20 protein-coding genes and 1 pseudogene are annotated in these 21,086 nt (G+C 72.5%); 11 read left to right on the top strand and 10 right to left on the bottom strand.

Features of this window, described 5'->3' with window-relative positions; all coding sequences use genetic code 11:
- Positions 1-40: 40 nt before the first annotated feature.
- Positions 41-289 (top strand): acyl carrier protein, encoded by a 249-nt coding sequence (locus ACZ4XX_RS10385; protein ID WP_015033413.1) that lies wholly within the window; start codon positions 41-43, stop codon positions 287-289.
- A gap of 79 nt (positions 290-368) precedes the next feature.
- On the top strand, positions 369-1,631 hold the full coding sequence (gene fabF, locus ACZ4XX_RS10380) for a beta-ketoacyl-ACP synthase II (protein WP_468507522.1): 1,263 nt from the start codon (positions 369-371) through the stop codon (positions 1,629-1,631).
- Between the two features lie 219 nt (positions 1,632-1,850).
- On the opposite strand, the gene ACZ4XX_RS10375 is transcribed toward fabF, so the two are convergent.
- A complete protein-coding gene (locus ACZ4XX_RS10375) occupies positions 1,851-2,345 on the bottom strand; it encodes a DUF3145 domain-containing protein (protein WP_030321864.1) in 495 nt (164 codons plus the stop codon).
- A gap of 259 nt (positions 2,346-2,604) precedes the next feature.
- Here ACZ4XX_RS10375 and ACZ4XX_RS10370 point away from each other — a divergent pair, with 259 nt between their 5' ends.
- Entirely contained in the window at positions 2,605-3,510 is a 906-nt protein-coding gene (locus tag ACZ4XX_RS10370) for an SGNH/GDSL hydrolase family protein (RefSeq protein ID WP_468507521.1), read from the top strand.
- Between the two features lie 57 nt (positions 3,511-3,567).
- Here ACZ4XX_RS10370 and ACZ4XX_RS10365 read toward each other — a convergent pair whose 3' ends face one another.
- The gene (locus ACZ4XX_RS10365) at positions 3,568-6,066 is read right to left on the bottom strand and encodes a glycoside hydrolase family 3 protein (RefSeq protein ID WP_468507520.1); all 2,499 of its coding nucleotides are present in this window, start codon (positions 6,064-6,066) and stop codon (positions 3,568-3,570) included.
- 149 nt (positions 6,067-6,215) lie between these two features.
- Between ACZ4XX_RS10365 and ACZ4XX_RS10360 the strand changes: the two genes are divergently transcribed.
- Entirely contained in the window at positions 6,216-6,812 is a 597-nt protein-coding gene (locus ACZ4XX_RS10360) for a TetR/AcrR family transcriptional regulator (protein WP_468507519.1), read from the top strand.
- A 170-nt stretch (positions 6,813-6,982) separates the two neighbouring features.
- Here ACZ4XX_RS10360 and ACZ4XX_RS10355 read toward each other — a convergent pair whose 3' ends face one another.
- Complete coding sequence (locus ACZ4XX_RS10355) at positions 6,983-7,789, bottom strand: NAD(P)-dependent oxidoreductase (protein WP_468507518.1); 807 nt, start codon at positions 7,787-7,789, stop codon at positions 6,983-6,985.
- A gap of 58 nt (positions 7,790-7,847) precedes the next feature.
- Here ACZ4XX_RS10355 and ACZ4XX_RS10350 point away from each other — a divergent pair, with 58 nt between their 5' ends.
- Both ACZ4XX_RS10350 and ACZ4XX_RS10345 read left to right on the top strand, forming a co-directional pair.
- Positions 7,848-8,777 carry a LysR family transcriptional regulator gene (locus tag ACZ4XX_RS10350; protein WP_468507517.1) on the top strand — a complete coding sequence of 310 codons (930 nt, stop codon included), beginning with the start codon at positions 7,848-7,850 and terminating at the stop codon, positions 8,775-8,777.
- Positions 8,778-8,784: 7 nt separating this feature from the next.
- Positions 8,785-9,498 (top strand): carbon-nitrogen hydrolase family protein, encoded by a 714-nt coding sequence (locus ACZ4XX_RS10345; RefSeq protein WP_468507516.1) that lies wholly within the window; start codon positions 8,785-8,787, stop codon positions 9,496-9,498.
- A gap of 110 nt (positions 9,499-9,608) precedes the next feature.
- Here ACZ4XX_RS10345 and ACZ4XX_RS10340 read toward each other — a convergent pair whose 3' ends face one another.
- Entirely contained in the window at positions 9,609-11,795 is a 2,187-nt protein-coding gene (locus ACZ4XX_RS10340; protein WP_468507515.1) for a M4 family metallopeptidase, read from the bottom strand.
- 146 nt (positions 11,796-11,941) lie between these two features.
- Here ACZ4XX_RS10340 and ACZ4XX_RS10335 point away from each other — a divergent pair, with 146 nt between their 5' ends.
- Complete coding sequence (locus ACZ4XX_RS10335; protein ID WP_468507514.1) at positions 11,942-12,904, top strand: LysR family transcriptional regulator; 963 nt, start codon at positions 11,942-11,944, stop codon at positions 12,902-12,904.
- A gap of 33 nt (positions 12,905-12,937) precedes the next feature.
- Here the strand turns inward: ACZ4XX_RS10335 and ACZ4XX_RS10330 are convergent, their stop codons facing one another.
- From ACZ4XX_RS10330 to ACZ4XX_RS10315, 4 genes are all read right to left on the bottom strand, one after another.
- Positions 12,938-13,762: a pectate lyase gene (locus tag ACZ4XX_RS10330; RefSeq protein ID WP_468507513.1), complete on the bottom strand. Its 825-nt coding sequence runs from the start codon at positions 13,760-13,762 to the stop codon at positions 12,938-12,940.
- A 13-nt stretch (positions 13,763-13,775) separates the two neighbouring features.
- Positions 13,776-14,615: an EI24 domain-containing protein gene (locus tag ACZ4XX_RS10325; RefSeq protein ID WP_468507512.1), complete on the bottom strand. Its 840-nt coding sequence runs from the start codon at positions 14,613-14,615 to the stop codon at positions 13,776-13,778.
- A 168-nt stretch (positions 14,616-14,783) separates the two neighbouring features.
- On the bottom strand, positions 14,784-15,206 hold the full coding sequence (locus ACZ4XX_RS10320) for an organic hydroperoxide resistance protein (protein ID WP_468507511.1): 423 nt from the start codon (positions 15,204-15,206) through the stop codon (positions 14,784-14,786).
- Between the two features lie 64 nt (positions 15,207-15,270).
- Positions 15,271-16,290: an NADP-dependent oxidoreductase gene (locus ACZ4XX_RS10315; RefSeq protein ID WP_468507510.1), complete on the bottom strand. Its 1,020-nt coding sequence runs from the start codon at positions 16,288-16,290 to the stop codon at positions 15,271-15,273.
- Between the two features lie 115 nt (positions 16,291-16,405).
- Between ACZ4XX_RS10315 and ACZ4XX_RS10310 the strand changes: the two genes are divergently transcribed.
- On the top strand, positions 16,406-16,843 hold the full coding sequence (locus tag ACZ4XX_RS10310) for a MarR family winged helix-turn-helix transcriptional regulator (RefSeq protein WP_468507509.1): 438 nt from the start codon (positions 16,406-16,408) through the stop codon (positions 16,841-16,843).
- A 38-nt stretch (positions 16,844-16,881) separates the two neighbouring features.
- Here the strand turns inward: ACZ4XX_RS10310 and ACZ4XX_RS10305 are convergent, their stop codons facing one another.
- A complete protein-coding gene (locus ACZ4XX_RS10305) occupies positions 16,882-17,289 on the bottom strand; it encodes a MerR family transcriptional regulator (protein ID WP_468507508.1) in 408 nt (135 codons plus the stop codon).
- 71 nt (positions 17,290-17,360) lie between these two features.
- On the opposite strand from ACZ4XX_RS10305, the gene ACZ4XX_RS10300 reads away from it, so the two are divergent.
- Complete coding sequence (locus tag ACZ4XX_RS10300) at positions 17,361-18,269, top strand: NAD(P)-dependent oxidoreductase (protein ID WP_468507507.1); 909 nt, start codon at positions 17,361-17,363, stop codon at positions 18,267-18,269.
- 63 nt (positions 18,270-18,332) lie between these two features.
- Here ACZ4XX_RS10300 and ACZ4XX_RS10295 read toward each other — a convergent pair whose 3' ends face one another.
- Complete coding sequence (locus ACZ4XX_RS10295) at positions 18,333-19,448, bottom strand: SCO2400 family protein (protein WP_468507506.1); 1,116 nt, start codon at positions 19,446-19,448, stop codon at positions 18,333-18,335.
- A 253-nt stretch (positions 19,449-19,701) separates the two neighbouring features.
- Between ACZ4XX_RS10295 and mreB the strand changes: the two genes are divergently transcribed.
- Positions 19,702-20,763, top strand: a complete 1,062-nt coding sequence (gene mreB / locus ACZ4XX_RS10290; RefSeq protein WP_468507505.1) for a rod shape-determining protein MreB — start codon at positions 19,702-19,704, stop codon at positions 20,761-20,763.
- Between the two features lie 53 nt (positions 20,764-20,816).
- Positions 20,817-21,086, top strand: a pseudogene (locus ACZ4XX_RS10285) (histidine kinase); the annotation flags it as partial.

Below are 21,086 nucleotides of genomic sequence, written 5' to 3'. Positions count from 1 at the left end.
GGAAGCCTTTTCACAAGTAATCACAAGAAGGAGCGCCACCATGGCCGCCACCCAGGACCAGATCGTCGAAGGCCTCGCCGAGATCGTCAACGAGATCGCCGGCATCCCGGTCGAGGACGTCCAGCTGGACAAGTCCTTCACCGACGACCTGGACGTCGACTCGCTCTCCATGGTCGAGGTCGTCGTCGCCGCCGAAGAGCGCTTCGACGTCAAGATCCCGGACGAGGACGTCAAGAACCTCAAGACGGTTGGCGACGCTGCCGACTACATCCTGAAGCACCAGGCCTGATTCGGCCCTCGCTGACTCGGTCCGCCACCCGGCGGTGGCGCCGTATTCCGACCATCACACACATGGAGAACGAATTCCTGTGAGCTCGACCAATCGCACCGTGGTCGTCACCGGTATCGGCGCAACCACACCGCTGGGTGGCGACTCCGCGTCGACCTGGGAAGGTCTTCTCGCGGGGCGCTCCGGCGTCCGGCCCCTGGAGGGCGAGCGCTTCGCCGAACTGCCCGTGCAGATCGCCGCGACCGCCGCCGTCGACCCCGGTGACGTCCTGCCCCGCCCGCTCGCCCGCAAGCTGGACCGCTCGGCGCAGTTCGCGCTGATCGCGGCCCGTGAGGCCTGGGCCGACGCGGGCTACACCGCCCCCGCCGGCGAGGACGCGTCCATCGCGCCCGAGCGGCTCGGGTCGGTCATCGCCTCCGGCATCGGTGGCGTAACGACTCTGCTCGACCAGTACGACGTGCTGAAGGAGAAGGGCGTTCGCCGCGTCTCCCCGCACACCGTGCCCATGCTCATGCCGAACAGCCCCTCCGCGAACGTGGGCCTGGAGGTGAACGCCCGGGCGGGCGTCCACACCCCGGTCTCCGCGTGTGCGTCGGGTGCCGAGGCGATCGGCTACGCCGTCGAGATGATCCGTACCGGCCGTGCCGACGTGGTCGTCGCCGGCGGTACCGAGGCCGCGATCCACCCGCTGCCGATCGCCGCCTTCGCCAACATGATGGCGATGTCCAAGAGCAACGACGAGCCGACCAAGGCCTCGCGTCCCTACGACACCGGCCGTGACGGCTTCGTGCTCGGCGAGGGCGCGGGCGTCGTGATCCTGGAGTCCGAGGAGCACGCGAAGGCCCGTGGCGCCCGCGTCTACTGCGAGGTCCTGGGTCAGGGCCTGTCGGCCGACAGCCACCACATCGCGCAGCCCGAGCCGACCGGCCGGGGCATCGCCGCCGCGATGCAGAACCTGCTCGACGCGACGGACCTCAAGCCGTCCGAGGTCGTCCACCTCAACGCCCACGCCACGTCGACGCCGCAGGGTGACGTCGCCGAGATCAAGGCGCTGCGGAAGGTCCTGGGCGACGACCTGGACCACGTCGCGATCTCCGCGACGAAGTCGATGACCGGCCACCTCCTCGGCGGCGCGGGCGGCATCGAGACCGTCGCGACGGTCCTGGCCCTCCACCACCGTCTGGCCCCGCCGACGATCAACATCGACGAGCTGGACCCGGCGGTCGACGCGGACATCGTCCGCGACGAGCCCCGCGAGCTCCCGCAGGGCACGATCGCCGCGATCAACAACTCGTTCGGCTTCGGCGGCCACAACGTGGTGCTGGCGTTCCGCACGGTCTGAACGCACGTCTGACGTACGACGGAGGCCCACCCCTTCCCGGGGGTGGGCCTCCGTCGTGTTCCTGTGGTTCGGCGCAGGGCGATGGAGGGAGAGACGGTTCCTCCGGTCCGCAGGTCCGATCACCCGGCCCGCCCGCCCGTGGCGGGGTCGAGGAGCTCTCCCGCCCGGCGCGCCCCCTGCGCACCCGGGCGGAATCCACCGCTCGCCGGTGACGGGCGGTCAGACGACTTGATGCAGCCAGCGGACGGGGGCTCCTTCGCCCGCGTACCGGAAGGGCTCCAGTTCGTCGTCCCAGGGCTTGCCGAGGAGGCGGGCGATCTCGGCCTCCAGCTGCGTCTCGCCCTGCGCGGAGCGCGCGAGCGCCGCCCTCAGCCGGTCCTCGGGGACCAGGATGTCCCCGTGCATGCCGGTGACGGCATGGAAGATGCCGAGGTCGGGGGTGGCGCTGTAGCGCTCGCCCTCGGCGGTGGGGCAGGGCTCCGCGGTGACCTCGAAGCGGAGCATCTGCCAGCCTCGCAGCGCGGAGGCGAGTTCGGAGGCGGTGCCGGTACGGCCCTGCCAGGAGAACTCGGCTCTCCAGGTGCCGGGGGAAGCCGGCTGGCGGATCCAGTCGAGCTGGACCCTCGCACCGAGGACACCCGCGACCGCCCATTCGACGTGCGGGCACAGCGCGCGCGGTGCGGAGTGAACGTACAGGACTCCACGTGTCGTCACCGGGACCTCCAGTGTGGGACGAGGTTCGCCTTTCCCAGCGGCCTCAGTAAACAGCATCAGGAGCAAAAGGTCACAAACCTTTAAAAAAGGGACAGGATGTGACGTGATGTAATTTACCGGAGCCGGTCGGCAAAGGCGCCTCTGGTTCGACGGGGGAAAAGCTACCGTGCCGCACCGTCATCGGTGTGACGTACGGTCGGTCCGGGGGCGGGTGAACACGAAGCTTTCACCCGCCAGGACGCCGAAGGAGGGGCCGGGGATGCGCGGCCGACGCAGGATTCGTACCGCTGTCGCCCTCGCGACGGCGGCGCTGCTGTGCGCGGGAGGGCTGTCCGGCTGCACCGCCGGGGAGCCCGCGGCGAAGGCCCCGGAGGCGAGAGCCACGGCGAAGGCGGCCCCTGAACCGGCCTCGAAGCCGACCTCGTTGTGGGATGCCTCCCCCGCCTCCGTCGCCGCCGTCGGCGACTCCGTCACCCGCGCCTTCGACGCCTGCACGATCCTCGCGGACTGCCCCGAGTCGTCCTGGGCGACGGGCACGGACACCGCCGTGAACAGCCTCGCGCTGCGCCTGCTCGGCCCGGAGAAGGTCGCCACCCGCAGCTGGAACCTGGCGAGGACCGGGGCGCGGATGGCGGAGCTTCCGGAGCAGATGGCCGTGGCCGCCGCCGAACGGCCCGAGCTGGTCACGGTGATGATGGGCGCCAACGACGCCTGCCGGGCCACCCCGGAGCTGATGACCCCGGTCGCCGACTTCCGGACGCACTTCGAGACGGCGCTCGCCCGGCTGCGGAAGGGCGCGCCGAAGGCGCAGGTGTACGTGGCGAGCGTGCCGTCCCTGATGCATCTGTGGTCGACGGGGCGGCTGAGCCCGAGGGGGCTCGAGGTGTGGAAGCTGGGGATCTGCGGCGCGATGCTGGCGGACGCGGAGGACCTGGGGGCCGCGGCGGAGCGGCGGCGCGCCGAGGTGCAGGACCGGGTGGTGGCGTACAACCGGGTGCTCTCGGAGGTGTGCGCGAAGGACGAGCGCTGCCGGTACGACGGCGGGGCGGTCTTCGGGTTCCGTTTCGACAGCGGGCAGTTGAGCTCCTGGGACTTCTTCCACCCGAGCAGGGACGGGCAGGCGCGGCTCGCGGAGCTGGCGTACCGGCGGATCACGAAGGAGTGAGGACCCCGGGGCGGTTGTCAGGTGCCGCCCCGGGGCCGGTCATGAGGGTCGCCGCCGTCAGATCTCGACCGTGGTGGTCAGGCGGGCGTCCGTGAGGGAGTGCGCCGCCAGGACCTCGTAGGTTCCGGCGACGAGGGTCCAGCCGTTCTTCTCCTCGTCCCAGATCTCGAAGGCGCGGCGGGGCAGCGCGATCGTGGTCCCGACGGTCTCGCCGGGGCCCGCCTCGACGTTCGCGAAGCCGGCCAGCCAGCGGGCGGGGCGCTCCACGGAGTCGTCCACGGGCGCCAGGTAGACCTGGACGACCTCGCGGCCGGCGCGGTCGCCGGTGTTGGTGAGCCGGACGGTCACGGCGCCGGGGGCGGCCGTCAGGGCGTCGTACGACCAGGTCGTGTAGCCGAGGCCGTGGCCGAAGGCGTACGCGGGGACGGCGCCGGCCTTGTCCCAGGCGCGGTAGCCGATGAACACGCCCTCGGCGTAGTCGAGTTCTCCCTCGGTGGGAGTGGTCTCGGTCACGGGGACGTCGGCGAGGGCGACGGGCCAGGTGGTGGGGAGGCGGCCGCCGGGCTCCTCGACGCCGGTGAGGACGTCGGCGAGGGCGGCGCCGCCCTCCTGGCCGGGGAACCAGCTGAGCAGGACCGCGGCCACGTCCTCGCGCCAGGGCAGTTCGACCGGGGAGCCGGCGTTGACCACGACGACGGTGTTCGGGTTGGCGGCGGCGACGGCCCGTACGAGGTCGTCCTGGCGGCCGGGGAGGGCGAGGTCCTTGCGGTCGAAGCCCTCGGACTCGACGCGCTCGGTGGTGGCGACGACCACGACGGCGGTGTCGGCGGCGCGGGCCGCCGCGACGGCCTCGGCGATCAGTTCGTCGGGGTCACGGCGCGGACCGAGGTGGACGAAGGAGAACATGACGGCCGGCAGCGGGGCCGCGAACTCCTTGTCGAGGGTGTGGAGCAGGGACACCTCGACGGTCTCGCCCGCGGTGAGCGCGACCTTGGCGCGCTCGACCGGGGAGCCGAAGAACGCCTCGAAGGGGTCGGTCTCGGGGCCCATGGCCTGCACGCCCTCGTAGACGGTCTCGCCGCCGATGGTGAGGGTGTACGCGCCGAGGCCGCGGGTGCCGAAGGAGTGCTCGCCGGACTCGCGCGGGGTGAAGGTGCCGACGACCTCGATGGAGGCGAGGGCCTCGTGGGTGACGCCGGCCGGGAGGTCGTCGCCGATCCACTGGACCTGGCCGTTGGGCAGGGAGCCCTCGCCGAGCACGGCGCCGGAGGCGTCGCGGCAGCGGGCGCGGAGGGTGAACCCCTGATCGGCGGGGGTGAGTTCGTCGCTGGGGTCGGCGCCGACGGTGAAGGTGAGCGCGCCCCCTTCGGGACCGTCCGCGAGGGCGGCGGTGAGGCCGGCGAGCGGGGAGACCACGTGCTCGGGGAAGACCTGGGCGGAACCGCCGCCGAGGACGCGGGCGTCGCGTGCGGCGGCGCCGGAGAGGGCGACGGTCGCTCCGGCCGCCAGGGGCAGCGCGCCGTTCTCGTTGCGGACGAGGACGAAGCCGCGGCGGGCGACCTCGCGGGCGAGCGCGTCGCCGTCGAGGGCGACCGGGGGTTCGGTGACGGCAGGCGGGGCGCCTTCGAGGGCGCCGACGCGGGCGGCGAGCCGCAGGACGTTGCGCACGGCCGCGTCGACCGTGGACTCCTCGACCTCGCCGGCGCGGACGGCGTCGGCGAGCGCCTCGCCGTAGACGGTCCGCGGGCCGGGCATGGCGACGTCGAGGCCGCCCTCGATGTCGCCGGTGGTGGAGCGGGCGGCCATCCAGTCGGAGACGTTGCAGCCGTCGAAGCCCCACTCGCCGCGCAGGACCTCGTTCACGAGGTGGCGGTTCTCGGTCATGGTCACGCCGTTGACCCGGTTGTAGGCGGTCATGATGCCCCAGGGGTGGGCGTTCTCGACGATGGCCTCGAAGGGGGCGAGGTAGAGCTCACGGAGGGGGCGCGGGGCGATCCGGTTGTCGACGGTGAAGCGGTCGGTCTCGGCGTCGTTGGCGACGAAGTGCTTGACGGTGGTGCCGACGCCGCCGTCCTGGACGCCCTGGACGTAGCCGGTGCCGACGGCCCCGGTGAGGAAGGGGTCCTCGCTGTAGGCCTCGAAGTGACGGCCGCCGAGCGGGGTGCGGTGCAGGTTGACCGTGGGTGCGAGCAGGACGTGGACGCCCTTGCGGCGGGCCTCCTGGGCGAGGAGGCGGCCGGCGCGGCGGGCGAGGGCGGGGTCCCAGGCGGCGGCGAGCGCGGTCGGGGACGGCAGGGCGACGGACGGGTCGTCGGCGGTCCAGCGGACGCCGCGGACACCGATGGGGCCGTCGGACATGACCAGGGACTTCAGGCCGATCTCCGGCAGGGCGGGCAGGGACCACATGTCCTGGCCGCCGAGCAGCCGGGTCTTGGTGTCCAGGTCGAGCTTGGCGAGCGCCGCCTCGACGGCCTCCTCGCGAGCCGTGTCGGCCGCGCTGTCCGCCGCCGTGCCCGCCACCGCGTGAACCGCCGTGTCCGCGCTGGTCTCCGTCATGGCCGTACCTCCTCATTGACGTACCGATGACCCCGATGACGCCATCGTGCACCCACGTACCTGTAGATCGGTAGGTGATGTTACGTCTTCGTTATCCTAGGGAGGGGGTACGGTCCTGTCGGAACGACGAGCGGAGAGGGGCCACGGCGATGGCACGGGCCAGGAGCGAGGAGCGGCGGGCGGACATCCTGCGCGCCGCCCTCGAAGTGATCGCCGAGCGCGGCTACCGGGGCGCCACCCTCGGCTCCGTCGCCGAGCGCGTCGGGCTCACCCAGCAGGGGCTCCTGCACTACTTCCCGACGAAGGAGGCGCTGCTCGTCGCCGTCCTGGAGGAGCGCGACCGCTGGGACACCAGCGGCGGCCGGGACCGCGAGGGCTGGCGGCTCGACCTCCTCGAATCACTCGTCGAGTACAACGCGATGCGGCCCGGCATCGTGCAGACCTTCTCCGCGCTGCTCGGCGAGAGCGTCACGGACGAGCACCCGGCACGGACCTTCTTCACCGAGCGGTACGCCCTGGTGCGGGCGAACATGGCGCAGGTGCTCCGCCTGGAGTTCGGCGACCGGCTGCCGAGCGGGCTGAGCCCGGAGCGCGCGGCGCCGCTCCTGACGGCGGTGATGGACGGGCTCCAGTACCAGTGGCTCCTGGACCCGACCTCGGTGGACATGCCGGCCGCCTTCCGCGACTTCCTGCACCTGCTGCACGGCGGCCGGGACGGGAACCCGCCGCCCGGAGACCGGACCTAGGCCCTGTCGTCAAACTCCCGCCTGTCCCGCGACGCCATGCACGCGCTCTCGCCGCACCGGGCGCAAGCCCGAGTACTCCAGTACGAGGACTTGTGCCCGGCGCGCCGAGAGCACGCACCTGACGCCGCGGGGCCGCCCTCCGGGCGACGACGGGAGTGTGACGACAGGGCCTAGCGGGCGAGGGCCGCCAGGTCCTCGTTCCGCAGCGAAGCGTCCCCGGTCAGTACCGCGTGGACGGCCTCCAGGACCGGGAGTTCCGTCACCGCGGTCGCCAGGGCGACGTCCTTCGCTGCGAGGGCGATCGGGAAGTACGAGCCGGTGGCGGTGGCTCGGCCGACGGCTCCCGCCAGCGGGCCCTCGGCGAGGGTCCGCAGCGCCAGCTCCCGGGGCAGGCCGAGCGAGCCGGCGAGCGCCAGGGCCTCGGCGACCAGGGCGACACCGCCGATGGCGGCGTTGATGAGGACCAGCTTGAGGGCGGCACCGGCACCGGGGCCGCCGCACGGGGTGACCGTACCCAGACGGTCGAGGACGGCGGCGACGGGAGCGGTGTCGCCACCCGCGAGGATCAGCAGCTCGCCCGCGGCGGCCCGGTCCACGCTGCCCATGACGGGCGCGTCGATCAGGCTGACCCCGTCGGGGAGCCGGGCGGCGAGGCCGCGGACGGCGTCGGGGCCGATGGTCGAGGTGTCGATCCAGTGGGTGCCCGGGCGCAGCGCCGGGACGACGGCGTCGGCGACGGCGAGGGCGGCGGCCGGGTCCGCCAGCATGGTGATGACGACGTCGGCCTCCCGGACGGCCTCGGCGGCGCTCGCGGCGCGGACGGCGCCGTCGGCGACCAGCGCGTCGGCCTTGCCGGCCGTGCGGTTCCAGACGGTCAACGGGTGTCCCGCGTCGAGGAGTCGGCGGGCCATCGGGAGGCCCATGGAACCGAGGCCGATGAAGGCGATCTTCTGTCGCGTGCTGTCCGTGGCGTTCATGAGGACGACGCTAGGGACCTCTCCCCCATGCGACAAGCGAATGTCTAGCATGGCAGCCATGCCGCATGGTCATGTCCTGTACGAGGTCTTCCTCGCCGTCGCCCGCGAGGGGTCGTTCACCGCCGCCGCCCGCACCCTCGGGTACACCCAGTCCGCCGTCTCGCGCCAGGTCCAGGCCCTGGAGGACGAGACGGGCTCGGTGCTGTTCGAGCGGCTCCCGCGCGGGGTCCGCCCGACCGAGGCGGGCCGGGTGCTGCTGCCGCACGCCGAGGCCGTACGGGACCGGCTGCTCGCGGCCCGGGCCGACCTCGACGCGTTGCGCACCCTGGAGGGCGGGCTGCTCCGGCTCGGGTCGTTCTCCAGCGCCAACGCGGCGCTCGTCCCCCGTACCCAGGCCGTGTTCCGCACCCGGCATCCGGGGGTGACCGTCACCCGCACCGAAGGCCCGTCCGTGAAGCATCTGGGGCAGCTCGCCGCCGGGGAACAGGACCTCGCGGTGGTCGCGCCGGCCCCGGCCGCTCCCCCGCCGGAGGGCGTCGTGCTCCATCACCTCCTGGACGAGCCGATGCTGGTGGCCCTGGAGCGGGGCCATCCGTGCGCGGGCCGGCGGGCGGTGCGGCTGGCGGAGCTGGCCGACGAGGAGTGGATCGTCGGCGCCGAGCGGCTGGAGGACACGCTGTTCCGTCCGGCCGTCGCCGCCGGGTTCCGGCCGCGTACCGGACTCCTCGCACACGACTGGATCGCCAAGCTCGGCGCGGTGGCCGCCGGTCTCGGCATCACGCTCGTCCCGGCGCTCGCGGCGGCGTCCGTCCCGCGGGAGGTCGCGCTCGTCACGATCCACCCGGACGACGTCCCGTACCGCCGGGTCTGCGCGGCGACCCCGCCGACGCCGACGGCCGCGGCCACCGCCTTCCTGGGGCTGCTGCGGGAGACGGCGGAGGCGATGCGCAGGTCCCGGGGGTTCCCGGGCGCAGGGCGGGCGGGATGATGGGGGCATGTTCGTCGCAGCCACCCAGTTCGCCCCGGTCGCCGGGGACATCGCAGCCAACGTCGAGACGGTCGCCGGCCTGGTCCGGGCCGCCGGTGCCGCGGGCGCCCGTGTGGTCGTCTTCGCCGAGCTCTGCCTCAGCGGATACGAGCCGACCCTGATCCGGGACACCCCCGGCCTGGTCCTCACCGAGGACGACCCCCGCCTGGAACCCGTACGGGAGGCCTGCCGCGCCGTGTCGGCGGCGGCCGTCGTCAACGGACCGGTGCGGACGGCGGACGGCCGGCCCGCGGTCACGACGCTGGTCATCGGCCCGGAGGGCGAGCTCCTCGCCCGGTACGACAAGCAGCACCTGTACGGGATCGAGCAGGAGGTCTTCGCGCCGGGCACGACCGACGGACGGTTCACGCTCGACGGGGTCCGGTTCGCGACGGCCACCTGCTACGACAACCGCTTCCCCGAGCTGGCCGAGCGCGCCGCCGCCGACGACTGCACGGTGTATCTGGCGAGTTCGGTGCTCTCCGCGGACAACGACTCGTTCGAGACGGTGTATCCGGTACGGGCCCGGGACTTCGGCCTGCACGTGGTGCTCGGCAATGTCCTCGGGGCCAACGAGGACGGCGTGGGCGGCGGCGCCGCCGGCGTCTGGGGTCCGGACGGCGGACGGATCGCGGACGCGGGCCCGGAGAAGGAGGGGTTCGTGCTCGCCGGGATCGGCTGACCGGCGGACCCGGCTCACGGAGAGAGCCGGGCGGCCGTGGGACGTTCGGCCGCCCGGCTCCGGACCGCCGTCACGGAACCCCCTGGTCCGTGACGGCGCCCCGCCCCCCGTTACGGGGCGCTCAGGCCCAGCGTGTACGCGCCGGAGCCGCTGTACGCGTGGACGATGTAGCGGTAGTAACCGGCGGTGCCGTAGTAGCTGGTGTCCTCGTCGGCCGACGCGGTGCCGCCGACGGCGACGTCGACCCAGCCCGCGCCGTTCCACTTCTGCAGGTAGAGGTCGTAGTCCTTGCCGGCCGGGCCGCGCAGGCAGCCCACGTGGGTGCCGGAGGTCGCCGAGTAGTAGTACGAGCCGTCGGGCTGGACGGCGGTCTGGCCGGAGGACAGGCTGCCCTGGTAGCTGTGCTCGGTGCTGTCGCAGCCGGTGGGCGGGGTCGTGGTGCCGACCGACAGCTGGTAGGTGACGGTGTGGGTGGCGGAGCCCGTACCGGTGACGGTGATCGGGTAGGTGCCGTTGGCCGTGCCCGCGGCGACCTGGACGGTCATCGTGGACGAGTTGCCCGAGGTCACCGAGCTGGGGCTGAAGGAGACGGTGACACCGCTCGGGGCGCCGCTCGCGGAGAGCTGGACGGTCTGCGCGCTGCCGCCGGTGGTGCTGGTGTTCACCGTGGAGGTGACGGAGGCACCGGCCTGCACCGAGCCCGAGGACGGGTTCAGGGCCAGCGAGAAGTCCGGGGTGGTGGTGCCGCCGCAGTCGGTCTCACCGGACTGGGCGGGGACGCCGACCGCGTTCCAGGCCGCCTTCACCGCGTTGCACTCGACGCTGCCGTAGGTGTTCTTGGCGCTGGTCAGGGTCGCCCTGCGGGCGGCGAGGTGGTTCCAGGAGGAGGTCTTCATGAGCAGGGCGCCCATGAAGACCTTGCCGGCCTTCTGGATGCCGATGCCGGTCACGGAGGACGGACCGCCGGAACATATGGGGCTGTTGGGCTTGCCGCCGCCCGGGTTGGAGCCCTCGGCGAGCAGGTAGAACCAGTGGTTCTGCGGTCCGGCCGCCGCGTGCACCTCGGTGCCCGAGTTCAGCTGCGGGTAGCAGTTGGGGTCGTTGCCGACGAGCGAGGGGTTGTACATGTTCCGGATCGGCTTGCCGTCGCCGAAGAAGTTGACCTTCTCGCCGACCGTGTAGTCCGGGGTGTCGTTCGGGTTGTTGGCGTAGTGCTCGGTGAGCGCGCCGAAGATGTCGCCGGTGGACTCGTTGAGCCCGCCGTTCTCGTTGGAGGAGCCGGCGCTGCCCGGGGTCCGGTCGAAGATCTCGTGGCCGTACTCGTGCGCCACGACGTCGATGCCGGTGAGCTGGTTCGAGCCGGTCTGGGCCCGCCCGTACGTCGTCTTCGTGCCGTCGTAGTACGCGTTGACCTCGGAGAGTCCGGCGCGGGCCGGGACCATGCCGCCCTGGCCGTTCTGGCCGTTGTAGCCGAACCACTCCTTGAGCATGGAGTGTTCCTTCTGCGCCGCGTACATGATGTCGACGCAGGCGGTCACGAGGTCGTTGGCGCCGTTGTTGCCCCAGGGCGAGGAGCCCGTGTACGCGCTGCCGTTCTGGCCGCCGCACTTGAAGCCGCCGCGGCTGGTGTCGGTCATGGAGCTGGCGGCGGTGTCGACGGTGACGTTGCCGTTGTGGTAGCCGCGGCCGTCGGCGTGCAGGATCTTGTCGGTGGCCCGGGCGACGGAGCCGGTACGGGCGTCGACGTAGGTGTCGAGGGAGCTCGGGGCGTCCTGCGCGGTCCGGCCGATGACGAGGGTGTGCCAGGTCAGCACGGCCTTGCCGCCCTTGAGGAGCACGGTCAGCTCGGGGGCGCTCGCGCTCTCCACCGAGGCCAGCTGCTTGCGGGCGGTGGCGAGGGCCGCGGCGGCGGTCACCTTCGCCTTCGTGGAGACCTTGATGGCGGGCGCCGGGGCGCCGGTGACCTCGCGGACCTTGCCGGAGCTGTCGGAGACGACGACCGCGTCGCCGCCGACGACCGGGAGGCCGCGGTAGGTGCGCTCGTACGAGGCGTAGTACAGGCCGTTCGTCCAGGGGGTGACGGACGTCCGGACGAGGTCCTCGTCGGCGCCGTGCCGGAGCTCGTCGAGGCCGCTGGCCGCGGCGCCGTCGGCGGCGGCGAGCGCGAGGGACCGGCCGTGGCCCGGGGGTACGGGCTGCGCCTTCGGGGCCGCGGTGGCGGTGCCGGCGAGGGCGGTCGCGAGGCTCGCCGAGAGCGCCAGGGCGGCCACGGCCGCCGTGATTCTGCTGGGGTGCAACGTCTGCTCCGATCGGGGTGGGATCGTGGTGGGGGAGACGGATCGTCGCGCCGAGTATGGGCGTGGACATGACTGGTTAGGGACATCTCATCCGGCATAAGACGCGGGTTATGGTGCGGCCGCGCGGTGCTGCGTACGCTGCTGAAATGCAGCTGGAGTTGAGGCATCTCGAGGCCGTCTGCCGGATAGCGGAAGCGGGCAGTCTGGGACGCGCGGCCGGTCGGCTCGGGGTCTCCCAGCCGGCGCTCTCCGCGCAGCTCCGGCGCATCGAGCGGGTCGCGGGCGGGGAGCTCTTCCTGCGCGGCCGCAACGGTGTGGAGCCCACCCCGCTGGGCGAGTTCGTCCTCTCCAAGGCGCGGCTCGTCCTCGGCGAGATGGACGCGCTCGCCGCCGGGGCACGGGCCGTCGCCCCCGGCACCCCGCTGCGGCTCGGCTGCATCCTGCTCGTCCTGGTCGACGGGCTGCTCGGGCAGCTGGAGCGGGTGATGGTCGGCCAGGACATCGCGGTGACCGTGGAGCACTCGGCGACCACCCTGACCCGGCAGCTCGGCGCGGGCCGGTACGACGCCGTGCTCTACGGGGAGGTCAACGACCACGAGGTCGCCCTGCCCGAGGGCACCACGGCCAGGACCCTGGTCCCCAAGGAGCCGTTCTGCGTGCGCCTCTCGGCCGCGCATCCGCTGGCCGGGAAGGAGCGGATCGCGCTGGCCGAGCTGGCCGGCGAGTCCTGGATGACGCTGGTGGAGGACGACGACGGCGGGCCCGAGGCGCTGGTCGCCGCCTGTGCGAAGGCCGGGTTCACCCCCTCACTGCGGCACCGGGTCGCCGACCGGAAGATGCACTACGACCTGATCGCCTCCGGCCGGGCGATCTCCATGAGCCAGCCGACGGCCCCGTACGCGGAGGGCACGGTCCTGCGGCCGCTGGAGGGCGACCCGGTCCTGGGCCGGATCCGGCTGGGCTGGAACAGGGCGGCGGTCCCCGCCCGGCAGGCGGAGCTGCTGTACCGGGCGGCGGTCCACGCCTATCTGGCGAACGTCGGCAACAACGCCTTCTACCGCGAGTGGTGGGACGCCCGGCCGGAACTGCACCCGGTCCTCGACGCCTGAGACGACGCCGGGGACCGGGTGCGCGTGTGCGGCCTAGTCGTACGAGAGGTCTCCGGCGGAGTAGCGGCACGTGGTGCCGTCCGGACCGGTGCCGATCTCCTTGGGCTCCTTGCCGGTGTTGTTGCCGGTGAAGCGGGTGCACGGCTTGATCTTCTTCTTGGTGTCGCCGTGGATCCGGACGTTCCGCAGGCTGGCGGTGTCGCCGTAGTTGGCGTTGACGCCGACGATCGACTTGCCGGGCGTGGTGATGTCGACGTCGTTGATCAGGATCGTGCGCGCGTACTGCTTCTTGCAGTTGCCGCAGGAGCGGACGAGCTTGCCGAAGTCGGAGACCTGGAACCTGTTCACGACCAGCTTGCCCGCGCCGTTGAACTGGAAGACCTTGTCGGACGCGCTCTTCGCGCCGCCGCCCTGGACCGCGTACACCGAGGACGCCGAGGTGCCCTTGAAGGTGGCGGCGTCCTCGCCGACGTTCTCCCACCAGACGTTCTGCAGGGTGCAGCTGCCGAGGCAGTGGACCCCGTCGGCGGCCGGGGAGCCGATGATCACGTTCTTGAGCACGGCGCCGTCCGCGAGGACGAAGAGCGGCTGCTGGCTCTCGTCCTGGCCGTCCGAGCCGAGTTCACCGGTGCCGTAGAAGCGCTGGAGCTTGCCGTCGTAGGTGCCGGAGACCGGGAGGGACGCGGGGACCGGCTTACCGCCCTTGGCCTGGGGCCAGGCGGGCAGGGCGCTCGCAGCGCCCGCCGGGGCGAGCAGGGTCGTGGTGACGATCGCCGCCCCGGTGACTCCGAGGGCGCTCAGGCCGCCGATGATCGCCCGTCGACGGCCCGTCTTCCGCTTGTGTGACGCTGAGGTCATGGTGCCTCTTCCTTCAGTGGGGGAGGTGGTGCACCCCCTGGTCGCCACCGGAGGAAGGAAGGTTGCCGCGCGAGTGATCATTTTCCCGGGAGTCCTCGTCCCGGTCGTCGCCGCCGGTCTCGCCGCCGAGCTCGCGGGCCATCAGGGTGGCCCCGGCGACCGCTCCCGGCATCAGGAAGACGGCGACGAAGGGCACGATGAAGGCGAGGGTCAGCGGAACGCCGAAGCCGAGGACGGCCATCCGGCGCCCGCGCAGCAGCTGGAGCCGTTCCTTGAGCTCGACGCCCCGGCGCTGGAACGCGACGGAGGTCAGTTCCTCGGCCAGGAAGAAGCCGGAGACGCAGAAGCCGACGACGGGAACGACGGTCTGGCCGATCACCGGGATGAAGCCGCAGGCGAAGAGCAGGATGCCGTAGAACGCGACCCGCAGCAGGATCCGCAGGCTGTCACGGGCCGAGATCCACAGCTCGCGCCAGAGCGGAAGCCCGGACTCGGGGACCTCGCCGCCCTCGCTGCGGTCGACCTCCTCGGAGAGCGACTCGTAGAAGGGCTGGCCGACGAGCAGGGTCACGGCGGTGAAGGTGATGACGGCGAGGAACAGGCCGAGGGCGACGACCAGGGCGGTCAGGGCGCCACGGAACATCCCGAGCCAGGGAGAGCTCCAGTCGTCGGCGAAGGGCGTCACCCAGGCGGCCAGGTCGTCGGCGCCGTAGCCGAGACCGACGAGCGCGCCCGCGTAGAGGACGAGGGTCACGAGTCCGGGCAGCAGCCCGAAGCCGAACCACCGTCCGTGTCGGCCCACCCACTTCTGGCCCTTTACCAGGTAACCGAAACCCACCCCGAGATCGCGCATGAGGGTCACCCTATCGGGGCCCTCGCGGCGGCCCGCACGCAGCGAGGACCGCACCCCGACGGCGGTCGGGGGCGGTCCTCGGTCTGCGCTCGATCAGTGGCCGACCGAGTGGTCGATCAGCGCTCGATCAGTGTCGATCAGCGGTCGGTCGGCTGGCGATCGGTGGGCTCAGACGGCGAGCTCGACCGTGATGTTGCCGCGGGTCGCCTTGGAGTACGGGCAGACCTGGTGCGCCTTCTCGATCAGGCCCTTCGCCGTCTCGGCGTCCACGTTCGGGATGGCCGCCGAGATCTTGACGATGATGCCGAAGCCGTCGTCGTTCTTGCCGATGCCGACCTCGGCGGTGACCGTCGAGCCGGAGATGTCGGCCTTCTCGTTGCGGGCGACGACGCCGAGCGCGCCCTGGAAGCAGGCGCTGTAGCCCGCCGCGAAGAGCTGCTCGGGGTTGGTGCCCGCGCCGGAGCCGCCCATGGCCTTGGGCGGGTTCACGACGAAGTCGAGCTTGCCGTCGTCGGTGGCGACACGGCCGTCACGCCCGCCCTCGGCGGTGGCGACGGCGGTGTAGAGGACGTCGGAGTGCTGGATCGGCATGCGAGGTACTTCCTTCATGGGTTCGCCGCGACTCGCGCCCACGATCGCGGCGGCTGAGGGAAGACTAACCGGTCACCGAGACGATCATCTTTCCGGTGTTGTCGCCGCGGAGGAGTCCGAGGAAGGCCTCCACGCCGTTCTCGATGCCCTCGACGAAGGTCTCGCGGTGCTTCAGCTCGCCTGCGGCGAGCCAGCCGCCGACCTCCTGGACGAACTGCTGCTGGAGGCCGTAGTGGTCGCCGACGAGGACGCCCTGGAGACGGAGCCGCTTGCCGATGATCATCGCCATGTTGCGCGGTCCTGCGACCGGCTCGGTGTCGTTGTACTGGGCGATCATGCCGCAGATGGTGGCGCGGCCGTGCACGTTGAGCGAGGAGATCGCGGCTTCGAGGTGGTCGCCGCCGACGTTGTCGAAGTAGACGTCGATGCCGTCCGGGGCGGCCTCGCGGAGCTGGTCCTTGACCGGGCCGTTCTTGTAGTTGAAGGCGGCGTCGAAGCCGAGCTCCTCGACGAGGAACTTGACCTTCTCGTCGGAGCCGGCCGAGCCGATCACCCGGGAGGCGCCCTTGAGCCGCGCCATCTGGCCGACCTGGCTGCCGACGGCACCGGCGGCGCCGGAGACGAAGACCGCGTCGCCCTCCTTGAAGGAGGCGACGTCGAAGAGGCCGGCGTAGGCGGTGAGGCCGGTCATGCCGAGGACGCCGAGGTAGGCGGAGAGGGGGGCGAGCGCCGGGTCGACCTTGGTGGCGTGCTGGGCCGGGACGTCGGCGTACTCGCGCCAGCCGAGGCCGTGCAGGACGTGGTCGCCGACGGCGAAGCCCTCGGCGTTCGAGGCGACGACCTCGCCGACCGCGCCGCCGTCCATGGGGTGGTCGAGCTTGAACGGCGGGATGTACGACTTCACGTCGTTCATCCGGCCGCGCATGTACGGGTCGACCGAGAAGTGCAGGTTCCTGACCAGGATCCGGCCCTCGGCGGGCTCGGTGACGGGGGTCTCACGGAGTGCGAAGTCCGCGGGGGTCGGCCAGCCGTGCGGACGGGCGACGAGGTGCCACTCACGGCTGGACGCGGGAAGTACGGACATGAGCACGGCCTCCAGAGAACGTACGAAAAGCTTCAGATCGCAAAAGATTCACTACCTGAAACAACCATGCACCTAGATATTTTATGTTGTCAAGCATCTGGGTAGGATGGAGGGCATGCCCACCCCACGCACGGACCCCCTGACCCTCGAAGTCGTCGAGCTGATCGGCACGGTCGTCGCGCGCTACTACGAGGAGTACGAGCAGGCCGCCGCGCAGCACGCGCTGACCGGCGCACAGGCCCGTGTCCTGGGACTGCTCTCGCTGGATCCGCTGCCGATGCGCCGCATCGCCCAGAAGCTGAAGTGCGAGCCGTCCAACATCACCGGGATCGTGGACCGCCTGGAGGCCCGTGGCCTGGTGGAACGCCGGCCGGACCCGGCGGACCGCCGCGTCAAACTGGCCGTCCCCACGGAGGAGGGCAGCGCGACGGCCCACCGGCTGCGCGAGTCCCTGGACTTCGCGCGGGAGCCGCTCGGCGAGCTGACCGAGGCCGAGCGGACCCTGCTGCGGGACCTGCTGAAGCGCATGCTCGGCGTCCAGCCGGACCTCTAGGCCTCCGCAGGAGAACTCACCCGCTCAGGCCTGACCCCTCAGGCGGGGACGGACTCCCGGTCGGATCCGTCGAAGGGCGGATAGTTCTCGGCACCCGTGCGCTCGGCCGCCTCGATGTAGCCGGCGAGCGCGTCGCGGGACCGGGCCAGCCGCTCCATCTGCTCGTCGATCCGTCCCATCCGCGACCGCATGGCGGCCACCAGCTCGGGGCAGCCGGCCAGCTCCGGAACCTCGCCGACCGCGCACGGCAGCAGGTACGCGATGTCCTCCGAGGAGAGCCCCGCGCCGAGCAGATGCCGGATCTGCCGCACCCTCAGCACGGCGCTCTCGTCGTACTCCCGGTATCCGTTGGCGCCGCGGCCGGCCTCCAGGAGGCCCTGGGCCTCGTAGTAGCGCAGCTGATGGGTGTGGACACCCGTCCGGCGGCTCAACTCCCCGATTCGCACAGCACCATCGGCCTCTCTCGCTCATGCGCTCGCTTGACCTTCACACCGGTATCAACGTTCACGATGCTGCCATGACCGACACCACAGCCGCACCCGTCCACGCATCCGCCACCGCACCCGTGACCGTCATCGGACTCGGCCTCATGGGCCAGGCACTCGCCGGCGCCTTCCTCGGGGCCGGGCACCCCACCACCGTGTGGAACCGTACGGGCTCCAAGGCCGCCGCACTGGTGGCCGATGGCGCGCTCCTGGCGCCCTCGATCGCCGCCGCGCTCGACGCGAGCCCCCTGACGATCGTCTGCCTCACCGACTACGCGGCCGTGCGCGAGCTGCTCGACACGGACGGGGTGAAGCTCGACCGCACGACCCTCGTCAACCTGACCTCGGGCGACTCGGCGCAGGCCCGGGAAACCGCCCGCTGGGCCGAACAGCGCGGCGCCCGCTACCTGGACGGTGCCGTCATGGCCGTCCCGCCGGCGATCGGCACCGCAGAGGCGGTCATCCTGCACAGCGGCCCGAAGGCGGACTTCGACGCCCACAGCCCCACCCTCGAAGCGCTCGGCACCGTCACCCACCTCGGCGAGGACCACGGGCTCGCGTCCCTGTACGACGTGGCCGGCCTCGCCATGATGTGGAGCGTCCTGAACGCCTGGCTCCAGGGCACGGCCATGCTGGGCAGGGCGGGCGTCGACGCGGCCACGTACGCGCCGTTCGCCCGGCAGATCGCCGCCGGAGTCGCCGACTGGCTCCCGGGGTACGCCGAGCAGATCGACGCCGGCTCCTTCCCTGCCGAGGTGTCGGCCCTGGAGACCGACGCGCGGGCGATGGAGCACCTGATCGGGGAGAGCGAGGCACTGGGCGTCAACGCCGAACTCCCGAAGCTGTTCAAGGCCATGGCCGACCGTGCGATCGCCGCCGGCCACGGGGGCGAGCAGTACCCCGTCCTGATCGAGGAGTTCGGCAGGCCCGAGGCCGGCTGACACCGGGCCCGAGACCGGCACCGGCTCACAGCGGCCGTCGGGCCACCGGCGGGCGGCCGCCGCTCAGACGCACCACCAGAGGAAGGGGGTGCACGTCTTGGTCGGGGTCGGGGTCGGCGTGGGGGTGGGCGTGGGGGTCGTGGCCGTGGTCGAAGGGGTCGGGCCGGTGGCGGTGGGCGTGCCGGACGGAGGCGTGTGGGCCTTCGTGGCGGACGGGGTCGCGGTGGGGGTCGCCGCGGGCCGGGTCACCGGGTCGGTGGGCGTCGACGGGTGCTGCGGGGTGTCCCCGTCCCCGCCCCCCGTGCCGGGGCCCGTCCCCGTACCCGAACCCGTGCCGGAGCCCGTACCTGATCCTGTGCCCGATCCGGAACCCGTGCCCGTACCCGCGCTCTTGCTCGAGTCCGCGCTCACCTGGCGGGGGCGGTTCGGCGCGGACGTGACCGGCGACGGGTCGCCGCCGTCCGGGGCGGCGGTGGTCTCGACAGGCTCCGGGGCCAGCGGGGACTCCGTGACGTCGAGTTCCTCCACCGCCGTGGCGGCGCCCGCCCGCTCCGGATCCTCCACGGCAAGCCGGGCCAGGCTCAGCGAACCGGCCGCGATCACCAGACCGAGGGTTCCCACCAGGACCGTACGGCCCCGGCGACTCCGCGCGCGGCGGCCCTTGCGGGCGGCGCGGCCCTGGTCGACGGACCGGCCCTGCGCGGCACCGCGGGCGGCGCGGCGGCCGCCGGGGGCGGGGCGGGGCGGTTCGAGGACGTCGAGTTCGTAGACGTGCTCGGGCGCCGGCGCGTTCTCGTGCCCGGCATCGCGCTCGGAACCGGCGCCGTGTTCGTGCCCGTGCCCGGGCCCGGCACCGGACTCGGACCCGGCACCGTGAGCGGGACCTGAGCCGTACACGGGACCGGCATCGTACGCGGGCCCCGAGCCGTACGCAGGACCGGAGCCGTACGCGGGGCCGGCACCGTACGCGGGCCCCGAGCCGTACGCAGGACCGGAGCCGTACGCGGGGCCGGGCCCGGCAGGCTCCACCGGCGGGGCCGACGGGAACGCCTGGACGGGCTCGGCCGGCCGGCCGGGTATGTGGGGGGTCTCGTACCGCAGTTCCTCGACGGGAGTCCCGCACCCGGCACAGGCGAGGGCCCCGTTGAGATGCCGCCGGCACGCGTGGCAGTAGTCCATGGGGCCCGCAGGCTATGCGGCCGGGTACGGCCACAGGTAGGCACGGAAGTGAGGATTCTGTGAGGAAACCGCAGGTCGTCGGCGGTGCGTCGTGATTCTCCCGCTTCGGTACGTCCTGCCGGGCGCGCCGGAACGGGCCCCGGGCGGCGCAGCCCAGCGCGCGCCGCGCCCCGGACGGCCGGACGATGCCAGGAGGACCGCGTAACGCGAACCCCCCTCGCCCGTGCCAGCACCGCACTCCGGAGGATCCGCCGTGACCGTCAGCCTTGAACAGCTGCGTCGTTGCCATGTCGCCGTCGACCTGGGTGCCGCCCGCACCCGGGTCTTCGTCAAGGGCGCCGGACTCGTCGTCGACGAGCCGAGCGTCGCCGCCGTCAACACCCGTACCGGAGCGCTGATCGCCGTCGGCGCGCTGGCCGAGAAGATGACCGGCCGCACCCCCGACTACATCCGGGTCGTCCGCCCGGTCTCGGGCGGCACGGTCGTCGACATCGAGATGGCGCAGCGCATGCTCCGTCACCTCCTCGGTGAGAAGCTGCGCCGTCAGCTCCGCCGCAAGCCCCGGCTGCGTGCCGCCGCCTGCACCCCGCACGACAGCGACCCGCTCGCCCAGCGCGCCGCCGTGGAGACCCTCGTCGGTCTCGGTGCCCGCCGCGTCGAGCTCGTCGACACGCTGATCGCGGCGGCCGTCGGCTGCGGCCTGCCGGTCGAGCAGCCGACCGCCACCATGATCCTGGTGTGCGGGGCGGCGACCACGCAGGTCGCGGTGCTCTCGCTCGGTTCGATCGTCACGGCGGAGCGGATGCCGGTGGGCGGCGACGCCATCGACCACGCCGTCATCCAGCACCTGCGCCACCACCACGAGCTGATGCTGCCGAGCCAGTCGGTCCGGCCGCTGCAACTCGCCCTCAGCGGGAACGGCCTGACGCCCCACGGTCCGGCCTGGACCGAGATCCACGGCCGTGACGTCGCCACGGGCCTGGCCCGCTCGGTGACCGTCGACACCGCCGCCGTGCGGGACGCCATCCACACCCCGCTGACGGCGGTCCTCGACGGCATCGGGAAGGTTCTGCGGGACTGCCCGCCGGACCTGGTGGCCGACCTCGCGGACCGGGGAATCATGATGGTCGGCGGCAGCGCCCTGCTGCCGGGGCTCGACCAGATGCTGCGCGAGGCGACCGGCATGCCGGTACACATCGCCGAACGGCCCGACGTCTGCGCGGTCCTCGGCCTCGGCGCGATGCTGGAGGGCAAGGTCCAGCCGATGGTTCTCGACCCCCTGTCGGAGCGGAACCCACTGACCGACGAGGACTGACCTCCGGCCGGACACACTCCGCGAAACCGAACGATTCGTACGACAATGAGACCATGACAATCATGGACGAGGACAGGGCCGGGGACACCGACGAGGACGGTCCCCGCCTGCCCATGCTGCTCGAAGCCGTCCTCGGTGTCGGCACGGACCTCGAACTCCGCACCACTCTCCAGCACATCGTGGACTCCGCGACCGAGCTCATCGGGGCCCGCTACGGCGCGCTCGGGGTCGTCGACCCCGCAGGCCGCCGCACCCCCAAGATCCTCACCGCCGGGATGGCGGAAAAGGGGAGGCAAAGTGGCGGGGGGCCCCCCCCCGGCACC

This window comes from Streptomyces sp. NPDC029956 (genome assembly GCF_055574655.1).
Note: the sequence above shows the minus strand (reverse complement) of the source record. Positions and strands in the feature narration are given on the sequence as shown.